The organism is Acidovorax sp. GW101-3H11, assembly GCF_001633105.1.
In the GTDB taxonomy this organism is placed as follows: Bacteria; Pseudomonadota; Gammaproteobacteria; order Burkholderiales; family Burkholderiaceae_C; genus Acidovorax.
Genome location: NZ_LUKZ01000009.1, coordinates 689,906 through 704,317 on the forward strand (window position 1 = coordinate 689,906; position 14,412 = coordinate 704,317).

At 67.4% G+C, this 14,412-nt stretch carries 15 protein-coding genes; 7 read left to right on the forward strand and 8 right to left on the reverse strand.

Annotation, left to right across the window (positions count from 1 at the left end):
* Positions 1-105 precede the first annotated feature (105 nt).
* From A1D30_RS09145 to A1D30_RS09160, 4 genes are all read left to right on the forward strand, one after another.
* The gene (locus tag A1D30_RS09145; RefSeq protein WP_063460421.1) at positions 106-1,650 is read left to right on the forward strand and encodes an ABC transporter ATP-binding protein; all 1,545 of its coding nucleotides are present in this window, start codon (positions 106-108) and stop codon (positions 1,648-1,650) included.
* Positions 1,651-1,674: 24 nt separating this feature from the next.
* Positions 1,675-2,736: an ABC transporter permease gene (locus tag A1D30_RS09150; RefSeq protein ID WP_063460422.1), complete on the forward strand. Its 1,062-nt coding sequence runs from the start codon at positions 1,675-1,677 to the stop codon at positions 2,734-2,736.
* A 114-nt stretch (positions 2,737-2,850) separates the two neighbouring features.
* Positions 2,851-3,774, forward strand: a complete 924-nt coding sequence (locus tag A1D30_RS09155; protein ID WP_063460423.1) for an ABC transporter permease — start codon at positions 2,851-2,853, stop codon at positions 3,772-3,774.
* A gap of 1 nt (position 3,775) precedes the next feature.
* The gene (locus A1D30_RS09160; protein ID WP_063460424.1) at positions 3,776-4,450 is read left to right on the forward strand and encodes a helix-turn-helix domain-containing protein; all 675 of its coding nucleotides are present in this window, start codon (positions 3,776-3,778) and stop codon (positions 4,448-4,450) included.
* A gap of 43 nt (positions 4,451-4,493) precedes the next feature.
* Here A1D30_RS09160 and A1D30_RS09165 read toward each other — a convergent pair whose 3' ends face one another.
* Positions 4,494-4,889: a VOC family protein gene (locus tag A1D30_RS09165; RefSeq protein ID WP_063460425.1), complete on the reverse strand. Its 396-nt coding sequence runs from the start codon at positions 4,887-4,889 to the stop codon at positions 4,494-4,496.
* Positions 4,890-5,066: 177 nt separating this feature from the next.
* On the opposite strand from A1D30_RS09165, the gene A1D30_RS09170 reads away from it, so the two are divergent.
* Both A1D30_RS09170 and A1D30_RS09175 read left to right on the forward strand, forming a co-directional pair.
* A complete protein-coding gene (locus A1D30_RS09170; RefSeq protein WP_242421830.1) occupies positions 5,067-5,558 on the forward strand; it encodes a hypothetical protein in 492 nt (163 codons plus the stop codon).
* 37 nt (positions 5,559-5,595) lie between these two features.
* Complete coding sequence (locus tag A1D30_RS09175) at positions 5,596-6,864, forward strand: amidohydrolase family protein (RefSeq protein ID WP_063460427.1); 1,269 nt, start codon at positions 5,596-5,598, stop codon at positions 6,862-6,864.
* Between the two features lie 179 nt (positions 6,865-7,043).
* On the opposite strand, the gene A1D30_RS09180 is transcribed toward A1D30_RS09175, so the two are convergent.
* From A1D30_RS09180 to A1D30_RS09210, 7 genes are all read right to left on the reverse strand, one after another.
* Positions 7,044-7,649, reverse strand: coding sequence for a DUF1569 domain-containing protein (locus tag A1D30_RS09180; RefSeq protein ID WP_063460428.1), 606 nt, complete (start codon positions 7,647-7,649; stop codon positions 7,044-7,046).
* A 186-nt stretch (positions 7,650-7,835) separates the two neighbouring features.
* Positions 7,836-9,008 carry a GGDEF domain-containing protein gene (locus tag A1D30_RS09185; protein ID WP_242421831.1) on the reverse strand — a complete coding sequence of 391 codons (1,173 nt, stop codon included), beginning with the start codon at positions 9,006-9,008 and terminating at the stop codon, positions 7,836-7,838.
* 173 nt (positions 9,009-9,181) lie between these two features.
* Positions 9,182-10,438 (reverse strand): hypothetical protein, encoded by a 1,257-nt coding sequence (locus tag A1D30_RS09190; protein WP_082836372.1) that lies wholly within the window; start codon positions 10,436-10,438, stop codon positions 9,182-9,184.
* Positions 10,438-11,199 (reverse strand): hypothetical protein, encoded by a 762-nt coding sequence (locus tag A1D30_RS09195; RefSeq protein WP_063460430.1) that lies wholly within the window; start codon positions 11,197-11,199, stop codon positions 10,438-10,440. The genes A1D30_RS09190 and A1D30_RS09195 overlap by 1 nt, the downstream gene beginning before the upstream one ends.
* 2 nt (positions 11,200-11,201) lie before the next feature.
* The gene (locus A1D30_RS09200; RefSeq protein ID WP_063460431.1) at positions 11,202-11,777 is read right to left on the reverse strand and encodes a hypothetical protein; all 576 of its coding nucleotides are present in this window, start codon (positions 11,775-11,777) and stop codon (positions 11,202-11,204) included.
* A 19-nt stretch (positions 11,778-11,796) separates the two neighbouring features.
* The gene (locus A1D30_RS09205) at positions 11,797-12,084 is read right to left on the reverse strand and encodes a DnaJ domain-containing protein (protein WP_063460432.1); all 288 of its coding nucleotides are present in this window, start codon (positions 12,082-12,084) and stop codon (positions 11,797-11,799) included.
* Between the two features lie 87 nt (positions 12,085-12,171).
* Positions 12,172-12,885: a YebC/PmpR family DNA-binding transcriptional regulator gene (locus tag A1D30_RS09210; protein ID WP_063460433.1), complete on the reverse strand. Its 714-nt coding sequence runs from the start codon at positions 12,883-12,885 to the stop codon at positions 12,172-12,174.
* A gap of 210 nt (positions 12,886-13,095) precedes the next feature.
* Between A1D30_RS09210 and A1D30_RS09215 the strand changes: the two genes are divergently transcribed.
* Entirely contained in the window at positions 13,096-14,325 is a 1,230-nt protein-coding gene (locus A1D30_RS09215; protein ID WP_063460434.1) for a spore maturation protein, read from the forward strand.
* Positions 14,326-14,412 lie beyond the last annotated feature (87 nt).

Sequence of the window (14,412 nt, forward strand, 5' to 3'; positions counted from 1 at the left end):
CAGTGCTTGATTCCAGCGCCTAACCCCCTCTCCCCCACCCTCTCCCGCGAAGGGAGAGGGAGTGATAGCCGATGGTCGGCAGCGCGTGGCTGATGGGCCGCTGATATGTCCAACGTACTTCGCCTCTCCCACATCACCAAACGCTTCGGCAAACTCGTCGCCAACGACAGCATCAGCCTGACCCTCGCACGCGGCGAGGTGCTGGCCCTGCTGGGCGAAAACGGCGCGGGCAAGTCCACGTTGATGTCCATCCTGTTCGGGCACTACGTCGCCGACGAAGGCAGCATCGAAGTCTTTGGCCAGCCCCTGCCCCCCGGCCAGCCGCGCGCGGCACTGGCGGCGGGCATTGGCATGGTGCACCAGCACTTCACGCTGGCCGACAACCTCACGGTGCTGGACAACGTGCTGCTGGGCAGCGAGCCGCTGTGGCAGCCTTTCTCACGCCGCAGCGAGGCGCGTGCCAAGCTGCTGGCCGTGTCGCAGCAGTTCGGCCTTCCAGTCAGCCCGGATGCGAAAGTGGGCAGCCTCTCGGTGGGCGAACGCCAGCGGGTCGAGATCCTGAAGGCTCTGTACCGAGGCGCGCACATCCTCATCCTGGACGAGCCCACCGCCGTGCTCACCCCGCAGGAGAGCGAGGCACTGTTCGACACGCTGGCGCAAATGGTGGCGCAGGGCCTGTCCATCATCTTCATCAGCCACAAGCTGGGTGAGGTGTTGCGTGTATCGCACCGCGTGGCCGTGCTGCGCCAGGGCAAGCTGGTGGCCGAGGCGCCTGCGCAAGGCACCACACAAGGGCAGCTCGCGCAATGGATGGTGGGCCACGCCATTGAAGCGGCCGAACGCCGACCCGCGCAGAACGTGGGCGAGCCCATCTGCACCCTGTCCAACGTCAGCACCGCCCCCGCAGGGCGCGACCGGTTGAACGATGTGTCCCTCACCCTGCGCGCAGGCGAGATCGTGGCGATTGCGGGCGTGAGCGGCAACGGCCAGGTGGCACTGGCCGATGTACTGTGTGGCGTGCGTGCAGCCACCACCGGCCAGGTCACCCTGCGCGGCGCGCCGCTGCAAGCCCGGCCCGCATGGCTGGTCAGCCAGGGTGTGGCCCGCATCCCTGAAGACCGCCACGCCGTGGGCGTGGTGGGCGATTTGCCGGTGTGGGAGAACGCGGTTTCCGAACGCCTGCGCGGCCCCTGGTTTGCGCACCCGTGGTTTCGCGCCTTCTGGGTCAAACGCCGCGCCGCACGCCAGCATGCACAGCGTGTGGCCGAGACCTTTGACGTGCGCGGCGGCGGGGCCGATGCGCCGGCACGGTCCCTGTCGGGCGGCAACATGCAAAAGCTCATCCTGGGCCGGGCACTGATGCCGCCACAGGACGCAGCGGGTAACTCGGCCCCCGTGCCCCAGCTCATCGTGGCCCACCAACCCACCTGGGGGCTGGACATTGGCGCGGTCATGTTTGTGCAGCAGCAGCTCATCAATGCTCGCGACAGTGGTGCTGCGGTGTTGCTGATCTCCGACGACCTGGACGAAGTGCTGGCGCTGGGCGACCGCGTGGCAGTGATGCATGACGGGCGCCTGAGCGAGGCCCTGCCCGCAGAAGGCTGGACGCGCGAAGCCATCGGCCTCGCGATGGCAGGCGCTGCACATTGAGCGACAACAACAAGAACAACCCACATGAGACTCGAAAAACGCAACCACACCTCCCCCGCCGCCTATGTGCTGGCGCCGGTGGGCGCTGTGGTGTTCACATTGATCGTCAGCGCCCTGCTGGTGCTGTGGGCCGGGGCCCCCGTGGGCCAGACTTATGCATTGCTGCTGCAAGGCGCGTTCGGCTCAGTGTTCGCACTGACCGAAACCCTCACCCGCGCCACGCCGCTGATCCTGACGGGGCTGGCAGCCGCCGTGGCCTTCCGCGCGCGGCTGTTCAACATTGGGGCCGAGGGGCAGCTTTATGCAGGCGCGCTGGCCGCCGTGGCCGTGGGCGGTATGCATGGCGGCACGGGGCTGGAGTGGTCGCCGTATGTGCTCTTCCCGCTCATGATGCTGGCCGCCGCGCTGGCAGGGGCAGCACTGCTGCTGGGCCCGGCGCTGATGAAGGCGCGGCTGGGGGTGGACGAGGTGGTCACCACACTGCTGCTCAACTTCATCATGCTGTTGCTGGTGTCGGCCCTGCTGGATGGGCCGATGAAAGACCCGCTCTCCATGGGCTGGCCGCAGAGTGTGGCGCTGCAGGGCGACCTGGAACTTGCCAAGCTGGTGCCACAGACGCGGCTGCACACAGGGCTGCTGTGGGCCGTTTCGCTGGCCGTGATGCTGTGGGCGCTGCTGGCGCGCACGGTGCCGGGCTTTGACATTCGCGCCGCCGGGGCCAACGCGCGGGCGGCGGCGTTTGCGGGCGTGCCCATCACCCGCACCGTGGTGCTGGTCGCACTGCTCTCGGGCGGGCTGGCGGGGCTGGCGGGCGCCATCGAGGTGGCGGGCCGCACCGGTTATGTGACGCCCGACATGTCGCCCGGCTATGGCTACAGCGGCATCGTGATTGCGATGCTGGCGGGTCTGCACCCGCTGGGCGTGATCGCGGCGGGCACCTTTGTGGCGGGTGTGCTGGTGGGGGCTGACAGCATGAGCCGGGCGGTGGGCGTGCCCACCTACATTGCGGATGTGATCGTGGCGACCTCGCTGATTGCGGTGCTGGTGGCGGGGCTGCTGACCCAATACCGCGTGCGCTGGAAGTGAGGGCAACATGAACCCTCATTCACACCAAAACTTCAAGAAAAATGGGCCGCTACCGCGCGTCCATCATGCCTTGTTAGCTATCAAAAACAAAGCAAACCATGCCGGAGCAGCCGCATGACCGAACTGCTCGACATCCTCGCCAACCCCGCGTTCTGGATCGCCACACTGCGCGTGGCCACACCGCTCATCCTGGGCACGCTGGGGGTGCTCATGTGCGAACGCGCTGGCGTGCTCAACCTGGGCATCGAAGGGATCATGGTGGCGGGTGCCTTCACCGGCTGGCTGGCGGTGTATGCGGGCTACGGACTGTGGACGGGCGTGCTGGTGGCGGCGCTCACGGGCGCGTTGTTTGGCCTGCTGCATGCCTGGCTCACCGTCGGGCTGGCGCTGTCGCAGCATGTCTCGGGCCTGGGCATCACGCTGCTGGCCACGGCGCTCAGCTACTACGGCTACCGGGTGAGCTTCCCCAAGGTGAACACACCGCCCACCATCGAGCCCTTTGCGGCGATGGAGTGGCTGCCGATTCCTATCCTCTCTGCGCAAACTCCGCTCACGCTGCTGGCGCTGCTGCTGGTGCCGCTCTTGGCCTGGCTGCTGCTGCGCACCCCGCTGGGTCTGGCCGTGCGCATGGTGGGTGAAAACCCGCAGGCGGCCGAGGGCCAGGGCATCTCCGTGGCGGCCACCCGCACGGGTTCAATAGTGGCGGGGTCGGCGCTGATGGGCGTGGCGGGGTCGTTCCTCACGCTGTCGGCCTTCAACGCGTTTTTCTTCAACATGATCAACGGGCGCGGCTGGATCTGCGTGGCGCTGGTGGTGTTTGCGTCCTGGCGCCCCGGCAAGGCGCTGCTGGGTGCGCTGCTGTTTGCCTTTTTTGACGCGCTGCAGCTGCGGCTGCAGCAGGCGGGCGATGCCTGGTTGCCCTATCAGGTGTATTTGATGCTGCCCTACCTGCTGTCCATCCTGGCGCTGGTGCTGGTGGCGCGCAAGGCGGCGTATCCGCAGGCGCTGATGAAGCCTTACCGCAAGGGGGAGCGCTGACATGGCGCCCGCGCTGCTGCTGCCCGGCACCGTGCTGGCGCGCTGGCAGCACACCAGCCAGGGGCCCGGCACCACCACGGTTCTGCCCGATGGCTGCCGCGATCTGGTCCTGCGGCTGGACACGGCCACTGGCCAGGCAGACGGCATGGTGACGCCGCTGGACACCCAGGCGCGGCGGGTGAACACGCTGCGGCCCACGCAGTGGATCGGGTTTCGCCTGCGGCCCGGGGTGCAGGTGGAAGAACGGGCGTTGCTGGCCGCCGCGCGTGCGGCGCGGCACTCCGGCGGCTGGGATGAAGGACGCGTGCTGAGCGCGCTGGAAGACCATGTGGTGCTGCATGCACGCGCCGCAGAAGCGCTGGAAGCACTGCAAGCCTGCGCCAGCGTGGATGACGCCGCCCGTGCGCTGGGCATCTCACCGCGCAGCCTGGAGCGCATGCTGGCAGAGGCCACAGGCCAGCCGCCCCGCTACTGGCGCGCCCTGGCCCGCATGCGCCGTGCCGCCTGCGCGTTGTCTGGCGATGCGCCGCTGGTCGCCATTGCGGCAGACCACGGCTATGCCGACCAGTCCCACTTCAGCCGCGAATGCCTGCGCTGGCTGGGCCACACGCCGCACACGTTGCGGCACTCGCCCGACCAGCTGACCACGGTGGCCCAGCCCGGGTATGGCGCCTGACTGCTTCGTGCCTGACTGCCTGGTGCCTCACCGCCAGAGTGGCTCAGGCGGCCGGGGGCGGCGCCATGGGCGTGCACAGCTCCACCAGCGCGTCGTTGATGTCGGCCACATAGGCCACCGTCTGGCCCCAGGGCATTTGTTCGGCGCCCTGCACCAGGCGCGCACCTGCGGCCACGGCGCGCTCCACGGCGGCTGGCACGTCGGGCGTGGTGAAGGCGATCTCAAAGCTGGGCGCGCTGGCAGAGGCGCGCTGCGGGTTCTTGCCCAGCTGGGCCATGAGTTGCAGCGACGAAAACGCGAGGGCCGTGGCGCCGGTGTCCAGCTCGCCAAAATCGCCTTCTTCGCTCACAAAACGGCGCTGCAGGCCAAAGGCGGCTTCGTAAAAAGCGATGGTGCGCGGCACGTCTTCGACGTAAAGGATGGTGTAGCCAAAATGCATGGTGTGAAAAAGCTCCTGGTGGGTGAAACGGCGAGAAGACCACGGGCGCCCGCAGGTTGCCGGGCGATCCATGCAGGCAGCTTAGTCGCGCCACAAGGCGCGCGTCTTGAAGAAACCCGACAGCACCGCCTGCGGCCTCTCTGCCTACACTGCACTGCATAAATGAAGCGCCCTCCTTTGCACCAAGTACTCCGGCCCAGCCGGCCATGGCGCAGCGCCCTGCTCTGCCTGGCGCTGGCATGCGGCCAGCCGTCGGCCCATGCGCTGGGCATGGACATGCCCTACACCTCGTTCGGCACCGCGCCAGACGTGGACTGGATCAAGGTCTGCGGCCAGTGGCCCGCGCCCGTGCAGCCTGGCGAGGGCGGCGGCATGTACCGCATCGTGCATGCCACGCGGCATGCGCAGTCTTTTTTGTACCTGCAGTGGATCGTGCGTGACGGCACCGACAGCGCCAGCGAGGTGCACACCGAAAGCTTTGCGCAGATCAACAACGACCACGCCTCCATCACCCTGAGCCAAATGAACTGCCTGCCCACGCGGCGCGGCATCCGCTTCACGGCGCGCGCAGAATCCGGGCACGATGGCGAGGTGTTCCGCATCACCATCGACGCCGGACACAAGCCGGGCGACATGCGCTTTCGCAGCAACCAGAAGCGCTGGAAATAGGCCTTCACCCCTTCCCCATTACCCGCAGACCTTCCCCATGCTCGACCTGCTTATCCACAACGCCACCCTGCCCGACGGCCGCCAGAACATGTCGATTGCCGTGCAAAACGGCCGCATCACCGAAGTGACCGAAGGCCTGCAAGCCCCCGCGCACGAAACGGTGGACGCAGGCGGCCTGCTGGTCAGCCCCCCGTTTGTGGACGCGCATTTCCACATGGATTCGACCCTGAGCTACGGCCAGCCGCGTGTGAACGAAAGCGGCACGCTGCTCGAAGGCATTGCGCTGTGGGGCGAGCTCAAGCCCACGCTGACGCACGAGGCCATCGTAGAGCGCGCCCTGCGCTATTGCGACATGGCCGTGGCGCGCGGGCTGCTGGCCATCCGCAGCCATGTGGACACCAGCCACCCCAGCTTGCTGCCAGTGGAGGCGCTGCTGGATGTGAAACAGCGCGTATCGCCGTACCTGGATTTGCAGCTGGTGGCCTTTCCGCAAGACGGCGTGCTGCGCGCGCCCGGTGGGCTGGCCAACCTGAAACGCGCGCTGGACATGGGCGTGGACGTGGTGGGCGGCATCCCCCACTTCGAACGCACCATGGCCCAAGGAGCCGAGAGCGTGAAGATCCTCTGCGAGCTGGCGGCCGAGCGCGGCAAGCGCGTGGACATGCACTGCGACGAATCTGACGACCCGCACTCTCGCCACGTCGAAACCCTGGCGTTTGAGACCCAGCGCCTGGGCCTGCACGGGCGCGTGACGGGCTCGCATCTCACCTCCATGCACAGCATGGACAACTATTACGTCAGCAAGCTGATGGCGCTGATGGCCGAGGCCGACCTGGGCGTGGTGGCCAACCCGCTCATCAACATCACGCTGCAGGGCCGGCACGACACTTACCCCAAGCGCCGGGGCATGACCCGCGTGCCCGAGCTGATGGCCGCAGGCCTGACGGTCGCGTTCGGCCACGACTGCGTGCTGGACCCCTGGTACAGCGGCGGCAGCGCCGACATGCTGGAGGCCGCGCACATGGGCCTGCATGTGGGCCAGATGACCAGCCAGGCGGCCATGCGCCAGTGTTTTGATGCGGTGACGGTGAACCCCGCGCGCCTGCTGGGGCTGGAGGGCTATGGGATTGCGCGCGGCTGCCATGCGGACCTGGTGCTGCTGCATGCGCGCAACCCGGTGGACGCCATCCGCCTGCGCGCAACGCGGCTGGGGGTGTGGCGGCGCGGCCAGCGGGTGGCCAGCCAACCCTCTCCCACGGCGGAGCTGCGCCTGCCCGGGCGGTCGGGCAGCGTGGGCTTTTTGTAGCCTCCAGCACCCGCAGCACCGCAGCACCCGCAGGTCGGGTCAGCCCGAAAGGGCGTAACCCGACATCTTCCGCGCGGTCCACCGCGTCGGGTTACGCTGCGCCAACCCGACCTGCGATTCGAGTCAAAAAACGGCCTTTGCGCGCGTCTGATATACCCCAATAGCTATCAAAAATATAGCTACACCACCACATCAAATGCCGACAGGTGGTTGGCGAGGTGCATGGCATGCGCCTGCTCGTACTGGGCCTTGTCGAGGGCGCCATAGGCAAAGTGGGGCTGCAAGGGGCCGGTGTGGGCGGCAAAGTCTTGCGCTGCCTTGCGCAGCCGGGCCAGGGCGGCCTGGGCCTGGGCTGCTGCGTCCAGCGCAGGGGCGCCGGGGATGGGCTCGGCCAGGTTATGGCTCATGCGGCCGCGCAGGGCAAACAGGTTGAAGGCTGCGGCGCCCAGCGTGTTCTGGAACAGGGCCGACTTGGGTGCCGGAAAGCCCTGCAGCGAATACTCGATGCTCTGCGCGCAGTGCACCAGCGTCTGCGACCAGTTCCAGGCCATGGCGGGGGCCAGTGGGCCCACCTTGGCGCTGGCCAGGCGTTCCACCTCGCGCATGGCATCGGCCACGGTGGCAAAAACCAGCTGCCGGTCGTTGGCAGGCCGGTACAGCAAGTAGCCGCCCCCCGCCACCGCCCCCGCGGCGGCCAGACCGCCCCCCACACGCAGGAAGGCCCTGCGGGGCCGGGCCATCGGGCTGGTAGGGACGCTGCTACTGCGGGGGGGAGTGGCTGCCATGGCGTGTTCTTGTCAAAGACGTGGGGTGACCTCAGGGCCTGCAATTTTGCGGCAGGCCCGTGCCGGGCACCTACAGCGCACGCCCCCCTGAAGGTCGGGCAGCCGACATTGGGCTGCTGGGCGACGTGCGGGCGTTTCTGTGCGCTGGCCGCCCAAGCCCCCAGCGCGATCCCGCAGCTGCTCCACTCAGGCCGCTGTTGCCACCACTGCAGGCGCAGCGGCGGGCGTTAAAGGGCCCGACATTTCCACCCGGTTGCGGCCGCGTTGCTTGGCCAGGTACATGGCCTCGTCGGCCCGCTGCAGCGCGGCGCCCGCCGAGTCGCCGGGGCCACACAGGGCAATGCCGATGCTCACCGTGAGAGGAATCGACCGCGCGCCCGCTGTGGCCGGGTGGGATTCGACCAGCAGCCGCAGGCGTTCGGCCACGGCGCGTGCGCCCTCTGCCCCGGCATTGGGCAAGAAGATGGCGAACTCCTCGCCACCCAGCCGGCCCATCACGTCCTCCTTGCGCAGGCAGCGCAGGCCCAGGGCCACAAAGTGGCGCAGCACATCGTCGCCCGCACGGTGGCCCCAGGTGTCGTTGATGGTCTTGAAGTGGCCCAGGTCCAGGTCCAGCACCAGCACGGGCACCGGGGTGTGGGTGCGCTGGGCGCTGCTCACTGCCTTGTCCAGCAAAGTGAAGAATGCGCGGCGGTTGAAGACGCTGGTGAGCGGGTCCACCTCGGCCAGGTGCCGCAGCTCGCTGGTGATGAATTCGTTGGCCAGGATCAGCGCGCCAAACCCCAGCAGCACGACGGCCACGATGGCCTCCAACACCACAAACTGCGATATCTGCACCATGGGCCCCGCCCCCGGCAGCGCCCCGGGGCCTGCGCCGCCCAACGTGAACAAGGCAGGCCGCAGCAGCAGGAACAGGCCATGCAGGCCGAGCACCCCCGCCAGCAGGTAGCGGGCGGGCACGCGGTGCATGCCCCCTGCCGCCAGGGTGCGCGCCGTGAGCAGGTAGCAGACACCTGCGCCCAGCCCCGCCAGCAAAAACCGCATGCCCAGGTGCGGGATCACCACCGTGAACACCACCGACAAGGCCACCAGCACCCCGATGCCCACCACCGCATACAGGTGCGAAAACGGCCGCCGCCCCATGTACATGCGGCCCGCCAGCAGGCAAAGATACGCCCCCAGCGCCACAAACCCCTGCGAGATGACCACCCCCACCACCTCGGGCAGCCAGCTGCGCGCCAGCAGGCTCACGGTAAAAATCGAGCTGCACAGAAAGGACAACATCCACAGGCGCAGGCCGGGGATGTTCTTGTTGAAATGCCACACGGCGTAGAGCACGGCGGTGACAAGTGCGGTCAAAAGCGCCGCAAGGATGGTGAGTGTGGGGCTGTGCACGAAGAGATGGGCAGGCGGGTGCCCCAAATGTTAACCGCGCCGCCGCCGCGCCCTGCCCGGGGCCGGTGCGCCGGGCAAGCTTGCTTGACCTGGGTTAAGGCCCGGGTCAAGAACCTCGATCAAAAACCTGGGGCTGGCTACCCCGCCACATTGCACTCGCGGCGCAGCAGCGCCAGCGCGTCGTGCAGCTGGTAGTCCATGTCGCTGAGCAAGGTTTTCTCGGCGTCCTGCACAAAGCTGGCCCACAGCGCGAGGTAGTCCTGCTGGTGCACGCCGGGCGCATGGGCACGGATGAAGTCGGCGGCCAGCGCAGGCTGCAGGCCGGACTTGCGCGCCTTGCGCACCAGGTTGGCGGCGGTTTTCTCCGTCAGCAAGGTCTTCTTGGGCACACCGGCGGCCAGGCACAGGAACAGCGTGAGCAGCGAATGCTCGTCGTCGTTGCCGTCGGTGGTCTTGAGCCAGGTCTTGCTGGCGGGCTGCGGGGGTTCGGCGTCGTCTTCCAGCGCGTCCAGGCTGTGGTGCAGGGCCTCTACCTCGGCCAGCGGGTCGTCCAGCAGGAAGTAGCGCGCCCGGAAGGCCCCCATGGGCCGTAGCAGGGTGCGCAGCGGCGTGGTGGACTGCAGCAGCTTGGGCAAATCAGCCAGCACGGCGCTGCAGTGCGCCGCCACGGCGTCGTGCAGCGGCTGGGGCAGCCCGGGCGGCAGGCGCAGCGCCGTGGGCACGGGCAGCTTTTTCTTGCGCAGCGCCGTCACCAGCTTTTCAAACGCTGGTGCACTGGGCCATTCGCCCGCCGCCATGGCCTGCGGGGCCAGGGCCTGCGTCAGCAGGCCTGTGCGGACCACGGCCTCGGCGTCGGCCCCGGCGGACTCCAGCTCGTCAGTGTCCAGGTCGTACTGCGCGGCCAGCCACTCGGCGGCGGCGATGGCCTGGGCAATCTGGCTGCGCCGGGCCAGCTCGGCGCGGTAGTCGGCATGGCTGCGCAGCGACCAAGCGGCCAGCAGCGGCGTTTCGGCATCGGCATACCCGGCCATGCCGAAGTTGCTGCTCTCGGGCATGGCGATCAGGCGCTTGAGCATGTCCGAGCCACCCTTGGAGCGCGAGAGGAACGAGTTGTCGCGCAGCGAGACCGCCGCCTTGGCCAGATCGCCGTCCGTGGTCTCCAGCAGGTACAGGCTGATGAGGTTGACCATGCGGTCGCGCGCTTTTTCCAGCTCAGGCCGCAAGAACTCGCTGCCAAAGTAGCGCGCAATCTGCACCATGCCCTTGGGCGCATCGGTGTTGATGGCCGCCAGACGGTCCGCATCGAGGATGCCGTGCTGCACGCCGTGCACCAGCGCCTTTTCAAAGAAAGGACGGGCGTCGTGGAGTTGCAGGGCCGAGCTTTGGGACATCATCAGATCGCCGACTCTTCGTCAGAGGCGCGGGCCGCAGGCGTGGCCTTGCCCCGGTCGGTCTCGCTGGTCTCGAACTTGCCGTCGTCTTCCTCGGCGGGTGCGTCGTCGCCCTCTTCCAGGCCCAGGTCAAAGGCGCGGGCCTTGGCGCGCAGCACCAGCAGCATTTCGATGAACAGGTCGCGGCATTCATAGCGCAGCAGCCAGGCCATCTGCATCCAGTCGCGGTCGGCCACTTCGTCCTGGTCCACGCGCGGCTGCACGTAGCCAGAGGCCAGCAGCTCGTCGTCGCTCAGCGTCACGCCGTAGTCTTCGGTCGCGTCAAAGGTGCCGGTGCGGGCAAAGGCCTCAATGCGGCTCCACTTCTCGGCAAAGTAGTTGGCCAGGGCCTCAGCGCCGCCTTCCAGGTCGCCAATGGCGGTGAGGAACTCCACCGGGTCGGCATCGTCGCGGAAGACCACGGCGTTGACCATGTTGCGCAGGTGCGTGTGGGTGAGGTCCTTGTACTGCTTCTCCAGCACCATGGCGCGCGCGAACTGCTCGGGCGTGACCAGCATGTTGACCACGGACGCCTTGGAGTCGTCGTACTCGCGCATCACGGCCAGGATGTCCTTGGGTGCCAGCTGGTCCAGCACCACCATCAGCGCGCCGTCGCCGTCAGTGTCGGCCAGCTCGGCCAGGGCCGATTCGGCGCCCACGATGTCACCGGCCGCAATCAGGCTGGTGGTTTTGGTGATCAGGGCGAGATGTTGGTTGCTGCTCATGGTCATTCTTTCCGGTCGAAACCTGCGTCGGCCAGCCAGTTGGCGCTGGACTCTTCGCGCGTACGGCTGTTGTGCGGGTCCACCGCGTCGTCGGCGCTCAACGCGTTGTAGTCGTCGTCGTGCTCGGCGGCGTCTTCACCATCGTCCTCGGCATCGTTGTCGCCATGCGCCGCCGATGCAGGCGCCATGCGGGCGTGCTGCTGCAGGTATTCCAGCCCGGCCGCCACCGCCAGAAAACGCGCGCCCTGGGGCTCGCGCAGCACGGTCTGCGCCAGGCTTTGCGCCCAGGGCTCCAGCGCCACGGCGTGGGTCAGGCTGTGCCAGTCGGGCAGGCTGTCGGCGGGCTGGCCCAGCAGTTGCTCGACCGCTGCAGGCTTGGTGAAGCGAAAGCCCCGGTGAAACACCACGGCCACCATCTCGGGGGCCAGCTCCATCATCTGCACCAGAAAGGCGATTTCGTTGCGCTTCTCTGCCAGGCGCTTGCGCAGCACATCGTTGCCTTCGGAGTCGGAGACCAGGTCGTCCAGCTCGGCCTGGTAGGCGGAGCGCAGGTCATGAAAGTAAGGAGAAAGTTTCACAGAGGCGATCAGGAAGAAATCAGGAAGAAGAAAGAATGCGCGCCGAATAGGCCTGCCAGATCTCTTGCGCGGTCTGCAGCGGGTCGTCCAGCAGGTTGCGGCGGCGGTTGTCGTCGTAGGCCTGGCGCGCCTCGTCGTCAGACAGCACCTCGTACGCCTTTTGCACCTGGGCAAAACGCTGGGCAGCGTCGGGCGCGTCGTTGCGGTCGGGGTGGTAGAACGAGGCCTTTTGCCGGAAGGCCTTCTTGATGTCGGCCAGCGACGCATTGGCCGCCAGCCCGAGGGCGGCGTAGTGGTCTGCAGTCATTGAATGGTGGGTGGTGTGAGCGCTGGTGGCGACGGTGATAGCGATGACGCAGGCCGCAGGGGCCTGCGGCCGTGCATCAACCGTGTATCAGCCGCCCAGGCTCACAAACACGTTCTGCACGTCGTCGTTGCCATCGATGGCTGCCAGGAAGTTTTCAACCTCTTCCAGCTGCTCGGCCGTGAGGTTGGCGGGGTTGACGGGGTTCTTGGGCTTGTAGCCCAGCTTGACCGACAGCACGTTGAACCCATGGGCGGGCAGCGCACGGCTCACCAGGTCCAGTTCAGCCGGGTCGGTCCAAAAAGTGGTGGTGCCCTCTTCATCGCCTGGCTCGCAGTCTTGCGCGCCCGCTTCAATGGCGGCCTCTTCAGGGTCAGCGCCTGCCACGGCAGGCTCGGCTTCGATCATGCCGACGTGGTCGAAATCCCAGGCCACCGAGCCCGAGGTGCCCAACTGGCCCTTGCGAAACAGCACGCGCATCTCAGGCGCCGTGCGTTTCACGTTGTCGGTCAGGCATTCGACCATCACGGCCACTTGGTGCGGTGCATAACCTTCGTAGATCACGCGCTCGTAGTTCACGGCATCGGCCCCGGTGCCCGAGCCCTTCTTGATGGCGCGCTCCAGCGTGTCCTTGGGCATCGAGGCCTTGCGGGCCTGCTCGACGACCAGGCGCAGGCGCGAGTTGCTGGCCGGGTCGGCACCGCCGCGTGCGGCCACGGTGATTTCCTTGACCAGCTTGCCAAACAGCTTGCCCTTGGCATCGGCAACCAGTGCCTTGCCCTTTGCTTTCCACTGCGCGCCCATGGGGGTTACCTTTGTGTGTGGGTTGGGGGGTGTTTGCCGTGGGTCGTCCCGCGCGGCAAAACCCTATAGTTTACCCGCAGCCCTTCCATCACCCCGTGCGGACAACCCTGGCGATGTCGTGGCGGCGCCAAACGGGTTGCAACCCGCCCATCCCCCGCCGACCAGCGTGTAACCTCGGCAGCATCCCGCCCCAGCACCTCCATTCATCCCATGCTCAACACCCTGTGGCTCGGCTTCTTCCTGACGGCGGCGGTGGCCGCGCTGGCCCAGTGGCTGGTGGGCGGCAACGCCGAGATTTTTTCGGCCATGGTGCAGGCCCTGTTCCAGATGGCCAAGCTGTCGGTCGAGGTGATGGTGCTGCTGTTTGGCACGCTCACACTGTGGCTGGGGTTCTTGCGCATCGCCGAAAAGGCGGGCCTTGTGGATGCCCTGGCGCGCTGGCTGGCGCCGCTGTTTGCCAAGCTCATGCCCGAAGTGCCACGCGGCCACCCCTCGCTGGGGCTGATCACGCTGAACTTTGCCGCCAACGCCCTAGGGCTGGACAACGCGGCCACGCCCATGGGGCTGAAGGCCATGAAGTCGCTGCAAGAGCTGAACCCGCAGCCCGACACTGCCACCAACGCGCAGATCCTGTTTCTGGTGCTCAACGCGTCGTCGCTCACGCTGCTGCCGGTCACTATCTTCATGTACCGCATGCAGCAGGGCGCGCCCGACCCGACGCTGGTCTTTTTGCCCATCCTGCTGGCCACCTCCGCATCCACCCTGGTGGGGCTGCTGAGCGTGGCCGTGGTGCAGCGCCTGCCGCTGTGGAGCCCCGTGGTGCTGGCCTACCTGCTGCCGGTGGCGCTGGTGCTGGGCGGCTTCATGGCGCTGCTCACCACGCTCAGCGCTGCGGCCCTGGCCTCGCTGTCGTCGCTGCTGGGCAACCTCACGCTGTTTGCGCTGGTGGTGCTGTTTGTGGCGATAGGCGCCTGGCGCAAGGTGCCGGTGTACGAAGCCTTCATCGACGGCGCGCGCGAAGGCTTTGACGTGGCCAAGGGCCTGCTGCCCTACCTGGTGGCCATGCTGTGCGCCGTGGGCGTATTCCGCGCCTCGGGCGCCTTAGGTTATGTGCTGGACGGCATCCGCTGGTGCGTGACCACGCTGGGCGCCGACGCCCGGTTTGTGGATGCGCTGCCCACCGCCCTGGTCAAGCCGTTCTCGGGCAGCGCCGCGCGCGCCATGCTGATCGAGACCATGCAGACCCAGGGCGTGGACAGCTTTGCCGCCCTGGCCGCCGCCACCATCCAGGGCAGCACCGAGACCACGTTCTATGTGCTGGCCGTGTACTTTGGCGCCGTGGGCATTCAGCGGGCGCGGCACGCCGTGGGCTGCGCGCTGCTGGCTGAGCTGGCGGGCGTGGTGGCGGCCATTGCCGTGTGCTATCAGTTCTTCGGATAAAAAAATGGATCAAATCAGGCCCCACCGCGCGTCCATCAAGCCCAGATAGCTACGAAATTTGCAGCAAAATACTGCCTTGGCCTGTTC